31 protein-coding genes are annotated in these 16,836 nt (G+C 66.9%); 30 read left to right on the top strand and 1 reads right to left on the bottom strand.

All coding sequences use genetic code 11. The features are described from left to right. The first annotated feature begins 56 nt into the window (after positions 1-56). From AAF430_18220 to AAF430_18130, 19 genes are all read left to right on the top strand, one after another. Positions 57-881, top strand: a complete 825-nt coding sequence (locus AAF430_18220; GenBank protein MEM7412170.1) for a TauD/TfdA family dioxygenase — start codon at positions 57-59, stop codon at positions 879-881. Between the two features lie 80 nt (positions 882-961). Next, positions 962-1,258, top strand: coding sequence for a putative quinol monooxygenase (locus AAF430_18215; protein ID MEM7412169.1), 297 nt, complete (start codon positions 962-964; stop codon positions 1,256-1,258). 796 nt (positions 1,259-2,054) lie between these two features. Beyond that, positions 2,055-2,537, top strand: coding sequence for a hypothetical protein (locus tag AAF430_18210; protein MEM7412168.1), 483 nt, complete (start codon positions 2,055-2,057; stop codon positions 2,535-2,537). A gap of 38 nt (positions 2,538-2,575) precedes the next feature. Then, the gene (locus AAF430_18205) at positions 2,576-3,211 is read left to right on the top strand and encodes a DUF998 domain-containing protein (GenBank protein ID MEM7412167.1); all 636 of its coding nucleotides are present in this window, start codon (positions 2,576-2,578) and stop codon (positions 3,209-3,211) included. A 64-nt stretch (positions 3,212-3,275) separates the two neighbouring features. Further along, entirely contained in the window at positions 3,276-3,548 is a 273-nt protein-coding gene (locus AAF430_18200) for a TfoX/Sxy family DNA transformation protein (GenBank protein ID MEM7412166.1), read from the top strand. A 19-nt stretch (positions 3,549-3,567) separates the two neighbouring features. Next, positions 3,568-3,912 carry a hypothetical protein gene (locus tag AAF430_18195; GenBank protein ID MEM7412165.1) on the top strand — a complete coding sequence of 115 codons (345 nt, stop codon included), beginning with the start codon at positions 3,568-3,570 and terminating at the stop codon, positions 3,910-3,912. Positions 3,913-3,941: 29 nt separating this feature from the next. Continuing rightward, positions 3,942-4,229 carry a DUF2277 domain-containing protein gene (locus AAF430_18190; protein ID MEM7412164.1) on the top strand — a complete coding sequence of 96 codons (288 nt, stop codon included), beginning with the start codon at positions 3,942-3,944 and terminating at the stop codon, positions 4,227-4,229. A gap of 43 nt (positions 4,230-4,272) precedes the next feature. Beyond that, positions 4,273-4,704 (top strand): hypothetical protein, encoded by a 432-nt coding sequence (locus AAF430_18185; GenBank protein ID MEM7412163.1) that lies wholly within the window; start codon positions 4,273-4,275, stop codon positions 4,702-4,704. A gap of 138 nt (positions 4,705-4,842) precedes the next feature. Then, positions 4,843-5,313, top strand: coding sequence for a hypothetical protein (locus tag AAF430_18180; protein ID MEM7412162.1), 471 nt, complete (start codon positions 4,843-4,845; stop codon positions 5,311-5,313). A gap of 78 nt (positions 5,314-5,391) precedes the next feature. After that, positions 5,392-5,868, top strand: a complete 477-nt coding sequence (locus tag AAF430_18175; protein ID MEM7412161.1) for a hypothetical protein — start codon at positions 5,392-5,394, stop codon at positions 5,866-5,868. After that, positions 5,869-6,237, top strand: coding sequence for a hypothetical protein (locus AAF430_18170; protein ID MEM7412160.1), 369 nt, complete (start codon positions 5,869-5,871; stop codon positions 6,235-6,237). It begins immediately after the preceding gene. Positions 6,238-6,326: 89 nt separating this feature from the next. After that, positions 6,327-6,854: a GNAT family N-acetyltransferase gene (locus tag AAF430_18165; protein ID MEM7412159.1), complete on the top strand. Its 528-nt coding sequence runs from the start codon at positions 6,327-6,329 to the stop codon at positions 6,852-6,854. A 68-nt stretch (positions 6,855-6,922) separates the two neighbouring features. Beyond that, positions 6,923-7,387 (top strand): hypothetical protein, encoded by a 465-nt coding sequence (locus AAF430_18160; GenBank protein ID MEM7412158.1) that lies wholly within the window; start codon positions 6,923-6,925, stop codon positions 7,385-7,387. 29 nt (positions 7,388-7,416) lie between these two features. Next, positions 7,417-7,854 (top strand): nitroreductase family deazaflavin-dependent oxidoreductase, encoded by a 438-nt coding sequence (locus AAF430_18155; protein MEM7412157.1) that lies wholly within the window; start codon positions 7,417-7,419, stop codon positions 7,852-7,854. Positions 7,855-7,931: 77 nt separating this feature from the next. Continuing rightward, entirely contained in the window at positions 7,932-8,336 is a 405-nt protein-coding gene (locus AAF430_18150) for a hypothetical protein (protein MEM7412156.1), read from the top strand. A 25-nt stretch (positions 8,337-8,361) separates the two neighbouring features. Beyond that, on the top strand, positions 8,362-8,700 hold the full coding sequence (locus tag AAF430_18145) for a hypothetical protein (GenBank protein ID MEM7412155.1): 339 nt from the start codon (positions 8,362-8,364) through the stop codon (positions 8,698-8,700). A gap of 45 nt (positions 8,701-8,745) precedes the next feature. After that, the gene (locus AAF430_18140) at positions 8,746-9,264 is read left to right on the top strand and encodes a VOC family protein (protein MEM7412154.1); all 519 of its coding nucleotides are present in this window, start codon (positions 8,746-8,748) and stop codon (positions 9,262-9,264) included. A 39-nt stretch (positions 9,265-9,303) separates the two neighbouring features. Next, complete coding sequence (locus AAF430_18135; protein ID MEM7412153.1) at positions 9,304-9,723, top strand: DUF1801 domain-containing protein; 420 nt, start codon at positions 9,304-9,306, stop codon at positions 9,721-9,723. 19 nt (positions 9,724-9,742) lie between these two features. After that, the gene (locus AAF430_18130; GenBank protein ID MEM7412152.1) at positions 9,743-10,156 is read left to right on the top strand and encodes a VOC family protein; all 414 of its coding nucleotides are present in this window, start codon (positions 9,743-9,745) and stop codon (positions 10,154-10,156) included. Positions 10,157-10,187: 31 nt separating this feature from the next. Here AAF430_18130 and AAF430_18125 read toward each other — a convergent pair whose 3' ends face one another. Beyond that, complete coding sequence (locus tag AAF430_18125; GenBank protein ID MEM7412151.1) at positions 10,188-10,517, bottom strand: hypothetical protein; 330 nt, start codon at positions 10,515-10,517, stop codon at positions 10,188-10,190. A gap of 200 nt (positions 10,518-10,717) precedes the next feature. Between AAF430_18125 and AAF430_18120 the strand changes: the two genes are divergently transcribed. The 11 genes from AAF430_18120 (at position 10,718) to AAF430_18070 (ending at position 16,835) form a co-directional block, all read left to right on the top strand. Next, on the top strand, positions 10,718-11,089 hold the full coding sequence (locus tag AAF430_18120) for a VOC family protein (protein MEM7412150.1): 372 nt from the start codon (positions 10,718-10,720) through the stop codon (positions 11,087-11,089). A gap of 6 nt (positions 11,090-11,095) precedes the next feature. Then, positions 11,096-11,593 (top strand): DUF6368 family protein, encoded by a 498-nt coding sequence (locus AAF430_18115; GenBank protein MEM7412149.1) that lies wholly within the window; start codon positions 11,096-11,098, stop codon positions 11,591-11,593. Positions 11,594-11,678: 85 nt separating this feature from the next. After that, positions 11,679-12,062 carry a DUF4345 domain-containing protein gene (locus AAF430_18110; protein MEM7412148.1) on the top strand — a complete coding sequence of 128 codons (384 nt, stop codon included), beginning with the start codon at positions 11,679-11,681 and terminating at the stop codon, positions 12,060-12,062. A 109-nt stretch (positions 12,063-12,171) separates the two neighbouring features. Next, positions 12,172-12,513, top strand: a complete 342-nt coding sequence (locus AAF430_18105; protein MEM7412147.1) for a hypothetical protein — start codon at positions 12,172-12,174, stop codon at positions 12,511-12,513. A gap of 106 nt (positions 12,514-12,619) precedes the next feature. Beyond that, complete coding sequence (locus tag AAF430_18100) at positions 12,620-13,102, top strand: GNAT family N-acetyltransferase (protein MEM7412146.1); 483 nt, start codon at positions 12,620-12,622, stop codon at positions 13,100-13,102. Between the two features lie 44 nt (positions 13,103-13,146). Then, positions 13,147-13,410: a DUF2164 domain-containing protein gene (locus AAF430_18095; GenBank protein ID MEM7412145.1), complete on the top strand. Its 264-nt coding sequence runs from the start codon at positions 13,147-13,149 to the stop codon at positions 13,408-13,410. Positions 13,411-13,464: 54 nt separating this feature from the next. After that, positions 13,465-14,052, top strand: coding sequence for an isoprenylcysteine carboxylmethyltransferase family protein (locus tag AAF430_18090; protein ID MEM7412144.1), 588 nt, complete (start codon positions 13,465-13,467; stop codon positions 14,050-14,052). 34 nt (positions 14,053-14,086) lie between these two features. Then, complete coding sequence (locus AAF430_18085; protein MEM7412143.1) at positions 14,087-14,530, top strand: hypothetical protein; 444 nt, start codon at positions 14,087-14,089, stop codon at positions 14,528-14,530. 92 nt (positions 14,531-14,622) lie between these two features. Further along, positions 14,623-15,153 (top strand): GNAT family N-acetyltransferase, encoded by a 531-nt coding sequence (locus AAF430_18080; protein ID MEM7412142.1) that lies wholly within the window; start codon positions 14,623-14,625, stop codon positions 15,151-15,153. A gap of 108 nt (positions 15,154-15,261) precedes the next feature. Further along, positions 15,262-16,203 carry a hypothetical protein gene (locus AAF430_18075; protein MEM7412141.1) on the top strand — a complete coding sequence of 314 codons (942 nt, stop codon included), beginning with the start codon at positions 15,262-15,264 and terminating at the stop codon, positions 16,201-16,203. After that, positions 16,200-16,835, top strand: coding sequence for a MarC family protein (locus tag AAF430_18070; GenBank protein ID MEM7412140.1), 636 nt, complete (start codon positions 16,200-16,202; stop codon positions 16,833-16,835). The genes AAF430_18075 and AAF430_18070 overlap by 4 nt, the downstream gene beginning before the upstream one ends. Position 16,836 lies beyond the last annotated feature (1 nt).

Genomic DNA, 16,836 nt, shown 5'->3' with positions numbered 1-16,836 from the left:
GCTCTCATCTCGGCTTCTGGCATACTGGCGAAGCGCGCCCAGGAGGGCATGTCGAGATGCAGATCCACCCGGTCACGGCCGCGCTGGGCGCGGTCGTCGAGAACGTCGACCTCTACGCTCCCATCACCGAGGAGACGCGCTCGAGGCTGCGTAGCGCGTTGCTCGAACACCTCGTGCTCTTCTTCCCCGAGCAACATCTCGACGACGAGCACCAGCTCGCCCTGGCTGCGTGTTTCGGGGAGCCGGAGGTCCACCCGATCCGGGGGGCCCTCGGAGACCCCTCGAAACTCCATGACATCGTCGACGGTCCGGATTCTCCGCCGGATCGCGACGGATGGCATACGGATGTCACCTACATGGAGCAGCCGCCGTCGGCCGCGGTGCTGCGCTGCGAGGTCACGCCCGCGTACGGGGGTGACACCATGTGGGCGAACATGTATCTGGCGTACGAGAAACTGAGCGACCGCATGAAGACCTACCTCGAAGGCTTGCGCGGGTTCCACGCGACGGACGCGTCCTTCCGGGCCTACATCCGAGAGCACCTCCCGGAGGAGGCGTGCGCGAAGATCATGACGGCGGTGGGCAACGGCGTCTCGCACCCGCTCGTCCGCACCCACCCGGAAACGGGGCGCAAGGCCCTCTTCGTGGACCGCTCGTTCATGACCCACATCGAGGGCCTCGGGAAGGACGAGAGCCGTTCGATGCACGAATTCCTCTCGAGCCGCGCGAACGACATCAGCATCCAGTGCCGCTTTCGCTGGTCGAAGGGCGCTGTCGTCGTGTGGGACGAGCGAGCGACGCAACACGCGGGCGTCGCCGACCACGCGGGTTCGGATCGTGTGCTCCGCCGATGCACCATTGCTGGCGAGCGACCGCAGTGATTCAGCGTGCCTGCAGCAGAACCCAGTGGTGCTCACTTGATTGAGGCGCCCGCGCTCTTCGACGCCGCGAGGGGAGCCCGATGATTCTGGTCTTGGGGAGTGTCGTGGTGCAGGAGGGGCAGATGCCCGCAGCGCTCGAGGAATCGCGGGCGCATGTGGCGCGCTCGAGAGCCGAGCCCGGCTGCCTCACCCATGATGTCTATCAGGACCCGGACGACCCGCGGCGACTCGTCTTCGTCGAGCAGTGGTCGGATCGAGCGGCGTTGGCACAACACTTCCAGGTGCCCGCGTCACGGGAGTTCGTGCGCGCCCTCCGCGCGCTGGCCGCCGAGCCGACCTCCATGTCCGTCTTCGAAGCGGAACGCATCTCGATCTGAGACGACACGCGGCCACGTCAAAGGGTCTGGCATACTGGCGCAGCGCAGTGTCCCGGCACCAAAAGGTCCGGTCGGTTGGGCGACAGGCTTCCCTATGGCGGGTGTGTGACATGAAGTGTCCGAAGTGTCGCGCTGAGACCCAAGGCGCCGAGAGGCTCGAACCCAACCTGGTCGCGGATCGCTGCAAGCAGTGCGGTGGCCACTGGATCAGCTCGTTCCAGTACTGGCGATGGCGCGACGCGCTCCGTGATCCGCTGCCCCCAGGCCCTCCGGCTGACGCCGAGCCAGTCCCGACCTCGGAGTCGGAACAAGCGATGCTCTGTCCCGAGTGCAGCCGGATCCTCGCGCGGTTTCGGGTGGCTCGATCCATCCCGTTCTCGCTGGATCGCTGTGGACACTGCGGAGGCATCTGGTTCGACGCCGCCGAGTGGGAGCTGCTGCGAGAGCACGGGTTGCACCGGGACGTGCATCAGGTGTTCACGACGGCATGGCAGCGTGAAATCCGGCGAGAGGAATCGCGCGAGTTCTTCGCCGAGTTCTACAAGGGGAAGTTTGGCGACGCGGCTACACCGAGCTTCGACGCGTGCGGCAATGGCTCGACGAGCACCCGGAGCGCGAAGCGATGCTCCGCTACCTCGCGGATTCCGACCCGTATAGCGCGTAGGCCGGAAGCGATCCCGCCCTCGGGAAGTCCGGCCCTTCCGAGTTGTCGTCTGGCATACTGGCCGCGCCCAGCCCGCTCGAGTGATCACTCGACGGCTGACGACTCACACCGAAGCGTGGCACTCGAACGAGCATGAACCCGATCTACCGACGTCCCCTCGATCTCTTCTTCATCGTCTTCTTCTCGCTGGCCGTTCTCTACGGCTTCCTGTTCAGCCTTCCCGAAGGCCTCGGCGTTCCCGTCTCGCCCGATAGCCCCTGGCCCCCATTGCGTGCGCTCCATGACTGGGCGGTGGCGGAAGAACCGGCCCACCTCGACCCACCGCCGAACCTCATTGCCGCGTGCCTCTTCGATGGGTTCTTCCAGGCGCCCGTGCTGCTCGCGGTGATCGTCGGTCTCATCTGGCTTCGGCCCTGGCTGCGCCCGCTGGGCCTCGTGTATGCGGGGGCGGCCACGACCAACATGTTCTTCTACTTCGCCCAGACCTTCTTGGGCCCCCATCCGCCGCCCAACACGGCCTACTACCTGGTCTTCAACCTGCCCTGGCTGCTCGCGCCGATGGCCCTGGGGCTGCGCGTGTTCCTCGGCAAAGATCTCGAGGCGGCGCCCGCGTAGCGCGGCCTCGCTTCGCGACGCGGGTCTCCGGTATCGGAATGCCCACACCTCGAGTACAGCGAACCGCTCTCTGGCTGGGATTGGCGGTGCTCCCCCTCGACTTCGTGGTGACGTACGCGGTTTCCGTTCATCACGAGGGCTACCGACACGTCTCGCAGTTCATGAGCGAGCTGGGTGTACCGGGAACTCCCTTCGCGACGGTGACGTCGGCGTGGTGGGTCTTCTATGGGTGCGCCCTCGTCGCTGCGAGCTTCGCCCTTGCACTCGAGCTGGGGCGTCGCCCGGTGACCTTCCCACCGACCTGGGCGCTGGGCCTCGTCGGCTTGCTGCTCGGAGTCGGAACCGGCGTGTTCCCCTGCGATCCGGGGTGCGTCGCCGTCTCGCGAGCAGGCCAGCTCCATGAAGTACTCGGCCTCGCCGGAAGCGTCGTGCTTCTGCTCGCGCCGCTATCGAGCGTGCGCTTGCTCGGCCCCCGCGTCTCGGCACTCTTGCTGCTCGTTCTAGCCGGTCTCTTCGGCGCGCAGATCGCCGCGGGCGTCGGTGTCGAGACCTTCGCCCCGCTGAAGGGCGCGATCCAACGGGTGTTCCTGGCGTGGGGCTATGTCTGGGTGGCCAGCGTGTTGATGGTGGCCCTCCTGAACGAGACACCGCGCGACCCAGCGACGGGATCATGAGCTGCGCCAACCGATCGCGGTGTCGCAGAGCCGCCTACGACGCGGGAAAGGAGTAGGATCGGGCATGCCGAAGCGCGACCGTCCCGTCGCCGAACTCACGAATATCGGCCCGACCATCGCCCGCCGGCTGCGCAAGGTGGGGATCGAGACCCGCGGCGATCTCGACCGCGTCGGTCCGGCGAAGGTCTTCCAGCGGGTTTGCGCGGAGTACCCGCGAGAGACGATCTCGGTCTGTTACTACCTGTATTCGCTCGAAGGTGCGCTACGCGATCGCCACTGGGACGCCATCGGGGCAAAGCAGAAAGCGCGGCTTCGGGAAGAAGCCGGTATCGACTGAGCGGCGAGGAGATGCATTCGTGACCGCCCTTCGGATCTTCCTGGTCTTGGCGACCACCTCGATCTACATGCTCACCGTCGTGGCTACGACATCGGAGGGGCCGAACTGGCCCGCGGTCGCGATCGGCGACCTGATGGCGCTCGGCTGGCGGGCCCAGTTCGATCTCGACTTCGTCGTCTATCTGATCTTGTTCGCGGTCTGGGTCGCGTGGCGAGAGGGTGGCACCCCCAGGGGCTACGCCCTCGCCCTCCTCAGTTTTCCGATGGGTGGGATGTTCGGGTTCCCCTACGTCCTGTACGCCACCTTCGCGGCGAAGGGCGACCCGAGATCGGTGCTCCTCGGGAAGCGCGCAACGAACTCGTAGCAGGGACTCGCACCCGACAGGAGCTCGCCATGTGTCGAAACATCAAGACGCTCTTCAACTTCGAGCCTCCGGCGACCGAGGACGAGATCCAGGCGGCGTCACTCCAGTTCGTCCGCAAGCTGAGCGGCTACAACAAGCCTTCTCGCGCGAACGAAGAGGCGTTCGACAAGGCGGTTGCCGGAGTCGCCGTTGTCGCGCGTGACCTGCTCACCTCTCTTTCCACCCAGGCACCGCCTCGCGATCGCGAGGTGGAGGCCGCGAAGGCGCGGGAACGCGCGGCAAAGCGCTTCGGCCGCGATCCCAGCGCCTCCGCGTAGCCTCGGTCACCGCGCTCCGAGTCGAACGAGACCACCGATCGAGATGACGATCCACGGCCTCGAACTGCCGCCGCTCCTCATCGCGTTGGAGTCCGCCGGACGCTGGGTCCACCCGGGCGATGACGCGCTCGCCGCCGCCTTTCCCGAGCTTCGGGGCGACCCGGTCGACTTCCTTTCCTTCGAAGACATGGGGCGCGAGTCCCGTCCACGGGATGCAATCGAGATCCTGCGACTCTGCCGAGGCTCCAACGATGGAAGACGCGACCTCCCGTGGCTCGATACCGAGCAGTCGCTCTTCCTCGCCGTCAATCGTCACCCGGGCGATGACGTCGCCATCGCCCTCGACTACCGAACTTCGCCCTCGGACCCCCGCGTCGTCGTGAGCGGCTGGCCGCCATCCGACCAGGACGGCACCTGCGCGTGGACCGAAAAGTTCGTCTCGTTCGCGGCGTTCGCAGCGGCTCTCGATCTCTAGCGCCGACACCCACGGGTGAATGGACTCTGGCATACTGGCGCGGCGCGCCTGGCTGGCGGCGTCTTCGAAAGCCGCCATCCAACCACATGCCCGACCCGCCGCGGCGACACGTGCGGCGGTCACGGCAAGGAGGGGAACGTGAAGATTCTCAAGATCGGTTTGCCGATCGTCCTCGTGCTCGGCCTCATCACGCTGATCGCCGCCCCGATCGGCCCGGTACCCGGCCTTTTCATCGGGGGTACGCCCGTCGACGCTCCCCAGGAGTGGCGCGACACCTCGGGCATCGACGAGATCCGGCTCAAGGTTCCGGGCTTCCCGCCGCGCGTCGTGATCATCTGGGTGATCGACCACGAAGGCGAGCTGTACGTCGTGGGCGGCAGCGATAGCGGGTGGGTCGAGCGGATCGGAAACGGGGGTCCCGTTGAGTTGCGCCTCGGCGACGACACCTATGCCTTGAACGCGTCGCTGCTCAGCGGGCCCAAATGGCGCCCGGTGCTCGAGGCGTGGGTCGCGAAGTACGAGCCGAACTACCCCGACATCGTCGCGGGCTTCCCCTCGATCGAAGATGCCCCCGGCGCGGTCTCGGTCTTCCACCTGAACCGCAGCTGAAACGGAGCGGCGCGTGACGGAGGCGAAGCCCTGGACCTAGGAGACCTGGCCAACCTCGGCGAGTTCATCGGCGGCGTCGTGGTCGTGGTCTCGCTCGTCTACCTCGCCGTTCAGGTACGTCAGAACACGGAGTCGATCCGCGCGGAGAACTTCGCTCGGGTGCTCGATCGCATCTCGGCCACCCAATCCGCGCTCAGCCGTGACCCGGAGCTGTCGAACCTGCATGCGCGAGGGGTCATCGACGTCGGGTTGCTCACTCCCGAGGAGCGGATCCGATTCACCTGGTGGTTCGTAGAGGCCTTCGGCGCCTTCGAGTTCATCTTCCATCAAGCCGAGTCCGGCGCGCTCTCCGAAGAGATCTGGGCACGCTGGGCTTCGACGATTCGCTGGTGGCTGTCGTACCCCGGAGTGCGCGATTGGTGGCAGGCGAACCCCACCGTGTTCTCTGATTCGTTCACGGCATTCGTCGAGAGCGAACTCCCGAGGGCCGAGCGGGATCCGGCGCGAGACGCCCGTTGGCAGGATTTCCTGACGCGGGCACAGACGCACGGCTAGATGGCCCCGGCCTCCGACCGGGAACCCGAATCGCAGAGCGAGAACCCGTCCTGGCTGGCGGCGCTCCTCAGCGTCATCGCCGGCTACCACCTCCTCGTCTGGTTCGTTCTGCTGATCGTCGTCTCGGGCGCGGCCCTGGTCGCCTACCTGAAGACGAACTGGTTCGAGCACGCGGCGTTCCCCTTGTTGGGGATCGGAGCGGGCCTCGCGTTCCTCTTCGTTTGGGGCTACGCCATCGTTGGCTCGACTCGCCTGATCCGTCGCTTCTACCGCCATCTTCGCGTGGCCTCCCCACTCGCCGTCGTCGGGTGGACCGCGCTACTCGCCTCGCTCTTCTTCGTGCTTCCCCGGGGCTACGTCCTGCAGTGACACTCGCGCGTCCGTGGAAGCGCCCGGCTCTGGCATACTGGGCGTTTCCCGGAGCGATCCGTTCGCGGGTCGCGTGATGCGGAGGTTTCGTGGTGCGGGTTCGGTTGCGAGCGCCGTCCCCTCGTGACGAAGAGGCGTTCCTGGCGGCGGCGCGCCGAAGTCGCGCACTGCATCGCGGCCTCGCACACCCACCCGCCACATCGGCCGCGTTTCGGGCGTTCCTCGAGCGCGCGCGTGACGCGCAGTACGAATGCCGACTCGTCGTCGACCCGCAGTCGGACGCGATCGTCGGAGTGGTCAACCTGAACGAGATCGTGCGGGGCTCCTTCCAGTCGGCGTACCTGGGCTACTACGCGTTCGCGCCCTTCGAGGGCATGGGCTTCATGCGTGCTGGGGTGGCCGCTGCGATCACGCGCGCCTTCCGGGAGCTGCGGCTGCACCGGCTCGAAGCGAACATCCAGCCCCAGAATCATCGCTCGATCCGCCTGGTTCGGCGCCTCGGCTTTCGCAAGGAAGGCCTTTCGCCGAAGTACGTGAAGGTGGGAGGCCGCTGGCGAGATCACGAGCGTTGGGCGTTGCTCCGCGACGAGTGGTCAGCGAGGCGTAGCACCAGCTGAAGCCGTAGTCAGGCTTCTGGCATACTGAGGGCCCACCGGACCCGACGCGCCCGAGGGAATGCCCGCACATGACCCGACGTACGCTTTCGCTCTGGCTCTTCTCCTGGACGATCGTCGCGCTGGGGATCGGCCCTTGCGGACCGATCGCCGGCGGTGCGCTTCGCGGACCGGAGCACACGGACACCGTATCCGACTGGAGCTTCGCCAACGCGGTACCGCGGTGTGCCGTGGAGGTTGCGGGACCCCACTCGGTCACGGTGAACTGCATGTCTTGGCAACAGCGTCTGTTCGTGAGCTGCTCCGTGTGTGAGGGGAAGCGCTGGTCGGGGCTGGCGCTCGAGCAGTCGAGTGGACGCATCCAGATCGGGGAGGCGATCTACCCGGTGGAGCTTCGGCGCGTGACCTCCGCCGACGAGCTCGATGCCGTTTGGCGCGCACGCGCGAAGAAGCTCGAGAACGACGACCCCGACCCTCGGCCCGAGGGTTGGTGGACGTTCGAGTTGACCTCGCGAGAGACCGGCCCCGCTGCCTAGCCGCGGCCGGGTAACCCAGGAGTCGTGAGATGGCCGATCGACCTGCCTCCGAGTCCGTAGAAGCGCAGTTCTTCCGCACGCTCAACCGCTTCGTCGAACCGCTCGTCCGGGCGGGCCTCGGATCTCCCCGGCTCGCGCCCGGTGGGTTGGTGGTTCTGGAGACGCGCGGACGCAAGTCGGGGCGTCGCTACCGCACGCCGCTCGTGGCCAGCCGCTTCGGGAGCTACGTGCTGGTCGGTACCTACCGTGGCAACCGCTCTCAGTGGGTGCTGAACCTGGCGGCCGAGCCGCGCACGCGCTTCTGGCTGGCTGGGAAACCGCGACCGGCGCGTGCTTTCGTCATCCACGACGGGAAGCGGTTCCGGACGCCGCGCTCGCTGCCGGCACCGATCCAAGCAGTCGCGCGAGTTCTCTCTTCCTACACCCGCTTGGGCTGGGCGTTCGCGATCCTGTCGCCGCGGAAGTAGAGCGGCGGAGTTCCCCGCTGCTTCCGCTCCAGCATTGGCGCTCCGGTTGGCTGAACGCCGAACACGAGGCTCCCTCCATGGCTCTCGTCATCGAGTTTCGGTCGACGGCCTTCGACGTCTCGCGGGAACCCGAGAATCCGGTCAATCCGATCTTCGGCCACTCGTTGCTGACCTGGCTGGGCCCGCAACTCGCTACGACTGGAATCGAGGTGCCCGCGCCGGACTACGAGGACTGGGGTTGGTACGTCGACGTCTCCGCGTTCGGCGCGTCGTACCTCGTCGGAGCTTCGGCCGAAGTCGAGGAATCGGCTTCCGCGGAGCCGGTCGCATGGGTCGTCCAGATCGAGAAGCAGCGATCGTTGTGGGAGCGGATCCGTGGCCACAATCAGCTCGCAACCGACGACCCACTCTGCGTACGTGTGCTCGAGTTGCTTCGATCGGAGGCGTCGACCAAAGACCTCGAGGCCTACCCGGCCACATGAACGCGTCTCATCGAGAGGAGTTCCCTTGCGCCGCACCACCGTCGCCATCGGCGTCTTGAGCTCGCTGCTCGTCATCTCGAACGGCTTCTGGCTCTTCCTGACGATCGACAACGCGCTCACCATGACCTACCGCGATGTGCAGTGCGCCGATGAGAATCGGGCCCTGCATCAGCTCCTCGCCGTCGTTCCCGTGGCCGCCCGCCCGGAACACGATCGCGCGTCGGTGCTCGAAGCGGCCCTCGGAGCCGGCGACCCGGACCGGGTGTTCGAGAAGGATGGCCATGTCTGGGTCGATGCGATCGGCCTGCGGTTCGACGCAAGGGATCGGCTGGCCGAGGTTCGGACCTCGTGGAGCTTCGAATAGCGTAGGATGAACGGGCCCGGTCGGACCCACACGGAGGAGCACGCCATGCAGCCCAGAGGCATGAACCACTTCGGTCTGATGACCCACGACATCGACACGACGATCGAGTTCTACCAGAAGGTGCTGGGCTTCGAGCCGATCGCGTACTACCTCCGCGAGGTGGGCGAAGGCCACCTGCGGCAGGTCTTCTTCGACCTCGGCAACAGTCAGAGCCTCGAGTTCGCTCAGAGCCACGGCATCGCAGACATCGCCGACACGTTCGATGCGGGCATCAACGCGGGCCTGGGAGTTCGGACCGGGGTCGGTATGATCCATTTCGCCTTCGACGTCGACTCCCTCGAAGAGCTGGAAGCGCGGAAGTCGAAGCTAGAGGCCGCGGGCGTCGATGTGATCGGACCTCTCGACCTCGACTGGTTGCACTCGATCTACTTCCGCGACCCGAACGGCGTGCAGCTCGAGTTCTCCTACACCGTGAAGAGCGTTCCGGGTGAGTCGTACCTCGAGCCGGTGAATACGGAGAAGTGGCGCGAGCTCAAGGCCGAGGCGGCGAGCCGCGCCAGCTAGCCCGCGCGTCGCCCCGCCCGAGCCGCTTGGAGCTTCCCCGTGAAACCGATCGAAAGCCCGGAAGTCGCCGCCGCGTTCGGCGCGTACCCGCCCAGGATCCGGCGGAAGCTCCTCGCCCTGCGGAAGCTCATCTTCGACACCGCGGCGAAGACGGAAGGCGTGGGCGCGCTCGACGAGACGCTGAAGTGGGGCGAACCCGCCTACCTCCCGAAGAAGGCCCGAGTCGGAACCACGATTCGCGTGCACTGGAACGAGTCGGCGCCGCGCGAGTACGCGATGTGTTTCCACTGCCAGACCGATCTCGTCCAGCGCTTCCGGGACTGGTTTCCCGGTGAGTTCCAGTTCGATGGAAATCGCCGGCTCGTCTTCGACGAGGGGGACGCCGTGCCCCGCCAGGCGCTGGCCGTCTGCGTCGCAGCCGCGCTCACCTACCACCGAGACAAGCGCCGCGCGTCCTAGCGTCGGCCGGAGGTCGACCTTGGAACCCGGACCGCTCACTCCGTTTCAGCTCCACGGCATGCAGCCGGTGCTCGCCGTGCCCGACGTGCACGAGACGGTGGCCTTCTATCGCGACAAGCTCGACTTCCACATCGACTTCGTCGAGGGGGACCCGCCCGTGCACGCGCGCGTCTGTGCGGATCCCAGCTACTCGGCTCCCACCGTCCATATCCGCTTCGAGCCGCTACCGGCGGGTGCCGAGGTGAACCCCTCTCTCTCGCTGTGGTTGTACGTGGGTGTGAACCTCGACGACCTGTTCGAGCGCTACCGCGACCGTGGCGTCCAGGTGCTGGAGGAGCCGAGCGATCGCCCCTGGGGCCTCCGCCAGTTCTCGATTCGCGACTGCAACGGGTACGAGGCCACCTTCTGCGCAGAGATCCCCGGCGGCCCCTAGACTCCCTGATGCGAGAGCTCGCCACACGATCTCAGTACCGGTGCGAGTCTCCGAAGCGCGTTCGGATGTAGTCGTCGTACGCCTGACGCACCTCCAGTCGGTATGCGTCGTGCGACAACTCCCCCTCCCAGCGGAGCTCGCAAAGCGTCTTGAGACGCTTCGACAAGAGCGCGGCTTCTTCGCTCACGTCGATCGCCGGGGCCTCCGCGAACGCCCCGCCCGCGCGGACCTGATCGGTGATCGCCACCTCGGCCGATGCCTCTGCCAGCACCTGCCTGTACTCGGAGCAGCGAGGCTCCAGGTGGGCACAGCCGAGCAGAGCGAAGGCCCCCAGGAGGCCGACGGGTTGTCTCGAGGGCACGACTGCTGACATCCCTTCTGTGCTGGGGTCCGCGGGCCTCCCTGTGCGCCTCTGGTTGTGACCCCGCCCACACTCGAGAGGTTCACTGCGCTCCGCGGAATCCGAGGCCTCTTCTCCCCCCGAACGCGGCTCTGGCATACTGGGACGCGCACAACCGTTCGCCCGAACGGCGGACCCCCAGGCGCTGCGAGGAGTTCGGAATGCAGTTCAAGCTCAACGTCGTGCGGATCTTCGTTTCGAACTGGGAACGCGCGATCGAGTTCTACACTGAGACCCTGGGGATACCCGCCGCCTTCCGAGACGACGATCTCGGCTGGGCACAGCTCGCCACCGGCGAAACCCAGCTCGCGCTCGAGCGGCTCGACCCGGGCGACCCCGAGGCCGCAGGCCTCGTCGGGCGCTTCGCGGGCGTCTCGCTGGAGGTGCCGGACATCGCCGCCACCCACCGGACGCTCGCCGAACGCGGCGTCGAGTTCGCCGCCCCACCCGAAAAGCAGCCTTGGGGTGGCGTGCTCGCTCATCTGCGCGACCCCGACGGCAACGTGATCACTCTATTGGGAGCCGCCGGCTAGCCACGAGTGGCAGGGCCGTCCGCGAGCGTTCTGTTCCCCCAACCCGTCGAGGCTCTTCGCCTGTCGGTGGTCGAAACGTTTCGGTCCGTCTCGTCCAGCGAAAGCGGAGATGACTTCTGGATCTCCGACACGACGGGCATCGGGGGGCGCTACCAAGGTGAGGGACGCCCGTTCTTCTTCGAGCTGCACGCCCTGCCCTTCTACGATCTCGAGGCGGACGAACTCGAGGGCGTCGCCGCAGCTTTCGGACGAGGGTTCCAGACGGCCGTGACCGTCGCCGCGATGTGCAACGACGTGGACGACCATCGGGTCCTGGCCGAGCTGTGTCTCCACCTCGCGACGGGCGCAACTGGCGTGGTGGACTACGGCGGCCTCCTGCCCCGGCTTCCTTCCGACCCAAGTACGCTCGCCGGTCGCTGCGTGGCCCTCGACTCGTGCCACTACTCGGACACCGAGTTCCTCGAGGCGTGGATGTCGCACCCTGACTTCCGCCTGGTCAAGTAGCCGGCCGTGCGCGAGACGAACCCCTTGCGGCGCGACGGCCCTGGCATACTGGGCGCGACTTCGAGAGAAACATGAGGTGTGGCTGATGCGATGGTTCCTCGGCTTTTCGGCGTTGCTCTGGTCGGGCTACGGACTCTTCTGCTTCTTCGATCCCGCATACCTATCGGGCGCCGCGGGTGTGGCGGCCGACTCGGCCACGGGCACGACCGAGATTCGCGCGATGTACGGCGGGCTCCAGGCCGCCTTGGGAGCGCTGACGGGTGCCGCCTTCCTGCGAGACGACCTGCGACGTCCTGCCCTGTTCGCCATCGCCTTCCTCTGCAGTGGACTCTTCGTCGCGCGCCTGTCGGGTGCAGCACTCGATTCCGGCTGGTCGGCCTACACCGGACAGGCGCTCGGGTTCGAGCTGGTCTCCGCAGGCTTGGCGCTCTGGCTGCTCAAGCGCCAGGGAGCGCAGGCGGCTGCCTGACGGCGCTGGTCCGTCGCGACGCCCATCCCCGTGGGCTCTGGCATACTGTGCGCCGCGATCGACGCAGAGTACGTCGACCCGAAAACGACACGCACGCGTGAGGATGGTCTTGAAGCCTCGAAACCGGAGCGCCGTACTGCTGTGTGGACTCTTCGCTGCGGGGTGCGGCGGCGTCATCGCGATGGGAGCGGTGACCGACGTCGGAGACCAATATCGGGCAGGCGAGTGTGCGCGCGTGTTGGAACTGGTGGACGAATACCTCCCGTTTCTGACCGACCACCCCACGGAGCTCGCCGAAGTCTACCTCTACAAGGGAAAGTGTTTGTCGCGCATGGAACGCACCGAGGAAGCGAAGGCCGCCTTCTCCTACGTCAGCGAACAACACCCCGACACACCGTTCGCCTACGAAGCCCGCGCGATGCTTCGACAGTTCGAGCCCGACGCTCCGTGAGCCGTGGGGCGCTCCTGGCGCGGGGCGTTCTGGCAACATCGGTCGGCACTTCGACCGGAGCGCCGACTCGTTCGCACGACCTGGACGGTCGCGAGGAGGCCACACGATGCCCGACATGATCGTGCGACTCTACGATCTGCCCAGCCTGGAAGCGGCGCACGCCGATGCAACAGCGGCGGGCTTCCAGGTCCGGCGCGCGCTGGCACCCGAGAAGCCCCAGGTGGTCGACTGGGCATGGGCGAACTTCGGGTTCTGGGCTCCCGAGGTCGAGGTGGTGTTCCAACGGCTACCCATCTCCTGTTTCCTGGCAGTTCGTGACGAGAAGATCCTCGGGTTCTCTGCCTACGATGCGGTGTGTCCCAACTTCTTTGGACCTACCGGCGTAGTGCCCGAGCTTCGAGGACAGGGCATCGGTCGTGTCCTGCTCCTGGCCGCGCTGCATGCACAACGCGCGCAAGGCTACGCCTATGCGATCATCGGGGGCGTCGGGCCCGCGGACTACTACGCGAAGGTCGTCGGGGCGCAGATGATCGACCATTCCACGCCCGGCATCTTCAACGCGCTTCCGTTCAAGGCGCCGGGAGCCTGATCGTTGCCGCGCCGAGTTCACCACGACCACTGCGGAACACGCCGATGAGCGAACGACAGCTCGAGAAGCCGATGCGCATCCGCCTTTCGGAATCCCGGCGCGAAGACCTCGTCGACCGGCTCCAGGGCTTCTTTCGCGGCGAATTCGACCGGGAGATCAGTGAGTTTCAGTCCGGCCTCTTGATCGACTTCTTCGTCAAGAACCTGGGCGCCCACGTCTACAACCAGGCGATTCAAGATGCGCGGGGCGCACTCCAAGAGAAGCTCGACGACCTCGAAGGGGAGTTCTACGAGCCGGTCGACGAATAGGCACCCACGACGCGACCGCCATGACTCCGCGCAGCGAGCCAGGAGGGCGAATCCATGATCCAAGCGATCTCCGTCACCACAGCCGCCGTGGGCACACTTGGAGTGGCAGGGCTGCTGTGGTCGATCCTGCGACCGGAGCTCGCGATCTGGCCGCTGCCCGAAGGTGCGGGCCCCGCACTTCGAACACGCCGAGCGTTGAACCGCGCACTCGGAATCTCGTCCAGCGTCTTGCTGCTCGCGATCGTCGGCGTGGCCTGCGCCACGCTTCAACCCATGTCGGGCTGGCAGCGGTCGGTGGGCCTCGTGCTGTTCTTCGGCGGTGGCCTCTTCGCCCTCGCGGGCTACTTCGCGCTCGGCACGGCGGGTTCCCACGGCGCCCAGGTGCCCCTCGTGGCTTCGGGGATCTACCGCTACTCCCGAAACCCCCAGTACCTGGGCACCCTGTTCGTATTGGCGGGAGCGGTCGTGGCTTCCGGGTCGGCGTGGACGGCCATCGCCGCCGCGCCGATGGGGGCCTGGTTCGCGTTGGCGCCCTTCGCCGAGGAGAACTGGTTGCGCTCGACCCTCGGAGGTCCGTTCGACGCCTACTTGCGTCAGACGCCCCGCTACCTCGGCTGGCCGCGAGCGAAACGCTCGGCTTGAGCAAACCCACCCCCTTCCCGCACAGGAGCCTCCCATGTCGGAAGACCGAGCCCTCGCCGCCCTGCTGCTCCACGGCGGGATCGTGTTCTTCATCGGGATGCTCGTCGGCGTTCCCTATGGAGTGCTCCGCGCACGGGGAACCCCCGCCGAAGACCTCGACGACTGGCGGATCTCCCACGCTCAAAACCTGCAGAATGGCTTCCTGCTGCTCTTCGCAGGTCTGTGCGCGCCGCATCTGTCGCTCGGAACCACGGCAACCGCATGGATGGTCGCCAGCCTGGTCGTCGCGGCCTACACCGACATGCTGGCGTGGCTGATACGCCCGCTCACGGGCCATTCCGGGCTGCTTCCCAACCCCCCGCTCACGAACCTCACCGCCTTTGCCTGTTTCAACGTCACGATCGTCGGCCAGTTCGTGGGCATGGCGATCTTCGTCTGGGGGGCGGCCGCGGCCTGGCTCGCTTCGAGTGCAAGTTGAGTCGAGCGTCGACGTGACAGATCTCGTGCGGGGGACCGCTCGACCGATCGCGCCATCGATCGAGTCGAGCCCTGCCCGCCGCTGGAGGCGCGATGACGCTGAACCTCTCGCTACGCCCCGTCAGATCGGGGGACACCTCGGCGCTGCTCGGGTTGCTCTCTCTTCCGCCGGTGTACGAGTTTCTCTGCGATGGCGCACCGCCCCCGCGCGAAGCCGCCGAAGCCTGGGTGGTCGAAGCGCTCGCCGCCGAGCCACCCCTCGGGCTCTGGTTGCTCGAAGACGAAGCGGCGTCACTGCTCGGGTGCGTACGCCTTTCGGAACCCGAGGATGCTGCCGCTTCGGCGGAGCTCACCTACGTCCTGCACCCATCCCAGTGGGGAAAGGGAGTCGCCACCGCGATGAGCCGCACGGTCCTGACAAGGGCGTTCGGGGAAGCCTCGTGCAGCTCGGTACTGGCCGGAACGGACGTCCCGAACAGCCGCTCGGTGGCGGTGATGCAGCGGCTGGGGATGGAGCGCTTCCGCGATGTGGTCTACCCGGCCGGCGCGGGTGTCGAGTATCGCATCTCCCGGCCGGCCTTCCGGACCCTCTCCGCTGAACCGACCCTGCCCGTGCGCGCCTAGCGCCAGCCCGCGCGGCGCCCCGTCTGCCATACTCGGGCGGTTCGCTTCGTGCCTCGTGGACCAGGCCCCGAGACACCGCGCAGATTCACCCCCGCCGAGTCGTGCTCCATGCAACCGCCGCCTCCGATCGAACCCGAAGGCCTCCTCGACGGCTTGAAGTGGCGCGCGATCGTCCTGGGGGCATTGCTCGACAACGCGATCACACTCGCGGTGTTGCTTCCGCTCACGCTCTACATGCTCGCCACCGAAGCGATCGGCGCACTCGACGACAACCCTGAGGAAGTGATCGAAGGCGCTCTGCTAGCCCCCGAGTACCTCGTCTGGTCGCTGGTCCTGGGGCTCGCGACGACGGTGTTCGCCGCGTATTGGGCGGCCCGGAGAGCCGGCGTCGCGCATGTGCGTCACGGCGGTTTCACCGCGGCCCTCTCGCTGGTGATCTCGCTCGTCTACTTCTTGATCCCGGGCGCGATGGAAGAACCGCTCGCGCCGCACTGGTACACCGCGATCTCGACGGCGGGAATGATACCGGCAGGCATGCTCGGCGGCTGGGCCGCGACTCTCCAGCCCGCCCGAACCGGCGAGGCGAGACCCGCCAACCTCTTGAAGCGCGTCGTCATCGGAGCGGGCGTTTTCGGCGTCGTGACGATGGCCCTCATCGCGGTCGGCGTCTTCAGCCTGTTCGTGATTGGCCATCGCGCCCTGGAACGCTATGAAGCCACGCTCGAAGAAGGCGCCGCGTATGGACACTCCAGAACCGACGCCGTCTGCTTGGAGCAGGCCGCGCGGGAAGCGGAGGGCACGGTCGACAGTTGGGAACTCCCGCGTGAGGCCACCTGGCTCGAGGGTTGCCTCGGTACGGCGAGCGCCACCGAAGCCTTCTGCCTCGAGGTGCCGAAGGCCAACGATCCCAGCGTCGACGACTGGATCGATGCGATGTGCGAGCGGGGGGACTTCCCAGAGCTCACCTGCTTCTCGGTGTACACGACCGTTTCCGAACATTGCTCGGGCTGGCTCGACGCCCCCGAGGCCGCGGACTCGATCGGCACGTGAACGAGCCGGCCGTCCATTTTTCGACCGTCTTCATGGCGTTCTTCGCGATCTTGAACCCGATCGCGAACGTGCCCCTGTTTCTGGGCTTGACCGAGGGGGTCGACCCCGCGACCCGTCGCCGCATCGCGCTGCGCGCAGTGTTGCTGGCGTTCGGCATCGTGGCGGTGTTCACGGTGCTCGGTCGTCAGATCTTCGATCTCTTCGGCATCACCTTGCCCGCGTTTCGCATCGCGGGCGGCATCCTGGTCGGGCTCGTGGGCTACCACCTGCTGCAGGGGCAGGAGTCGAGCGTGCACACCCCTTCCGCCGACGACAATGCCCGGAGCCGCGACTCGGCGCTCGGTATCGCGATCACACCGCTCGCGTTGCCTATCCTCGCCGGCCCGGGGACGATCGCAACGGCCATGAACTTTGCCGCGGGTTCGACCCTGCCGGAGGTGACCCGCGTACTCGCCGCGCTCGGCAGCGTGTGCGGGCTCACGCTCCTCGCCTTCTGGGCCGGGGACACGCTCGTGCGGTTCCTCGGCCAGAACGCGATCAAGGTGGTCAGCCGCCTGATGGGTTTGATCCTGGCCGTGATCGGCGTCCAGATGCTGATCGTCGGAATCCGCGGGGCTGTCGCCGCCTCTTGAG

This window comes from Myxococcota bacterium, assembly GCA_039030075.1.
Taxonomy (GTDB): Bacteria; Myxococcota_A; UBA9160; order UBA9160; family SMWR01; genus JAHEJV01.
The sequence above is the reverse complement of the archived record's forward strand: the minus strand, read 5'-3'. Positions and strand labels throughout refer to the sequence as shown.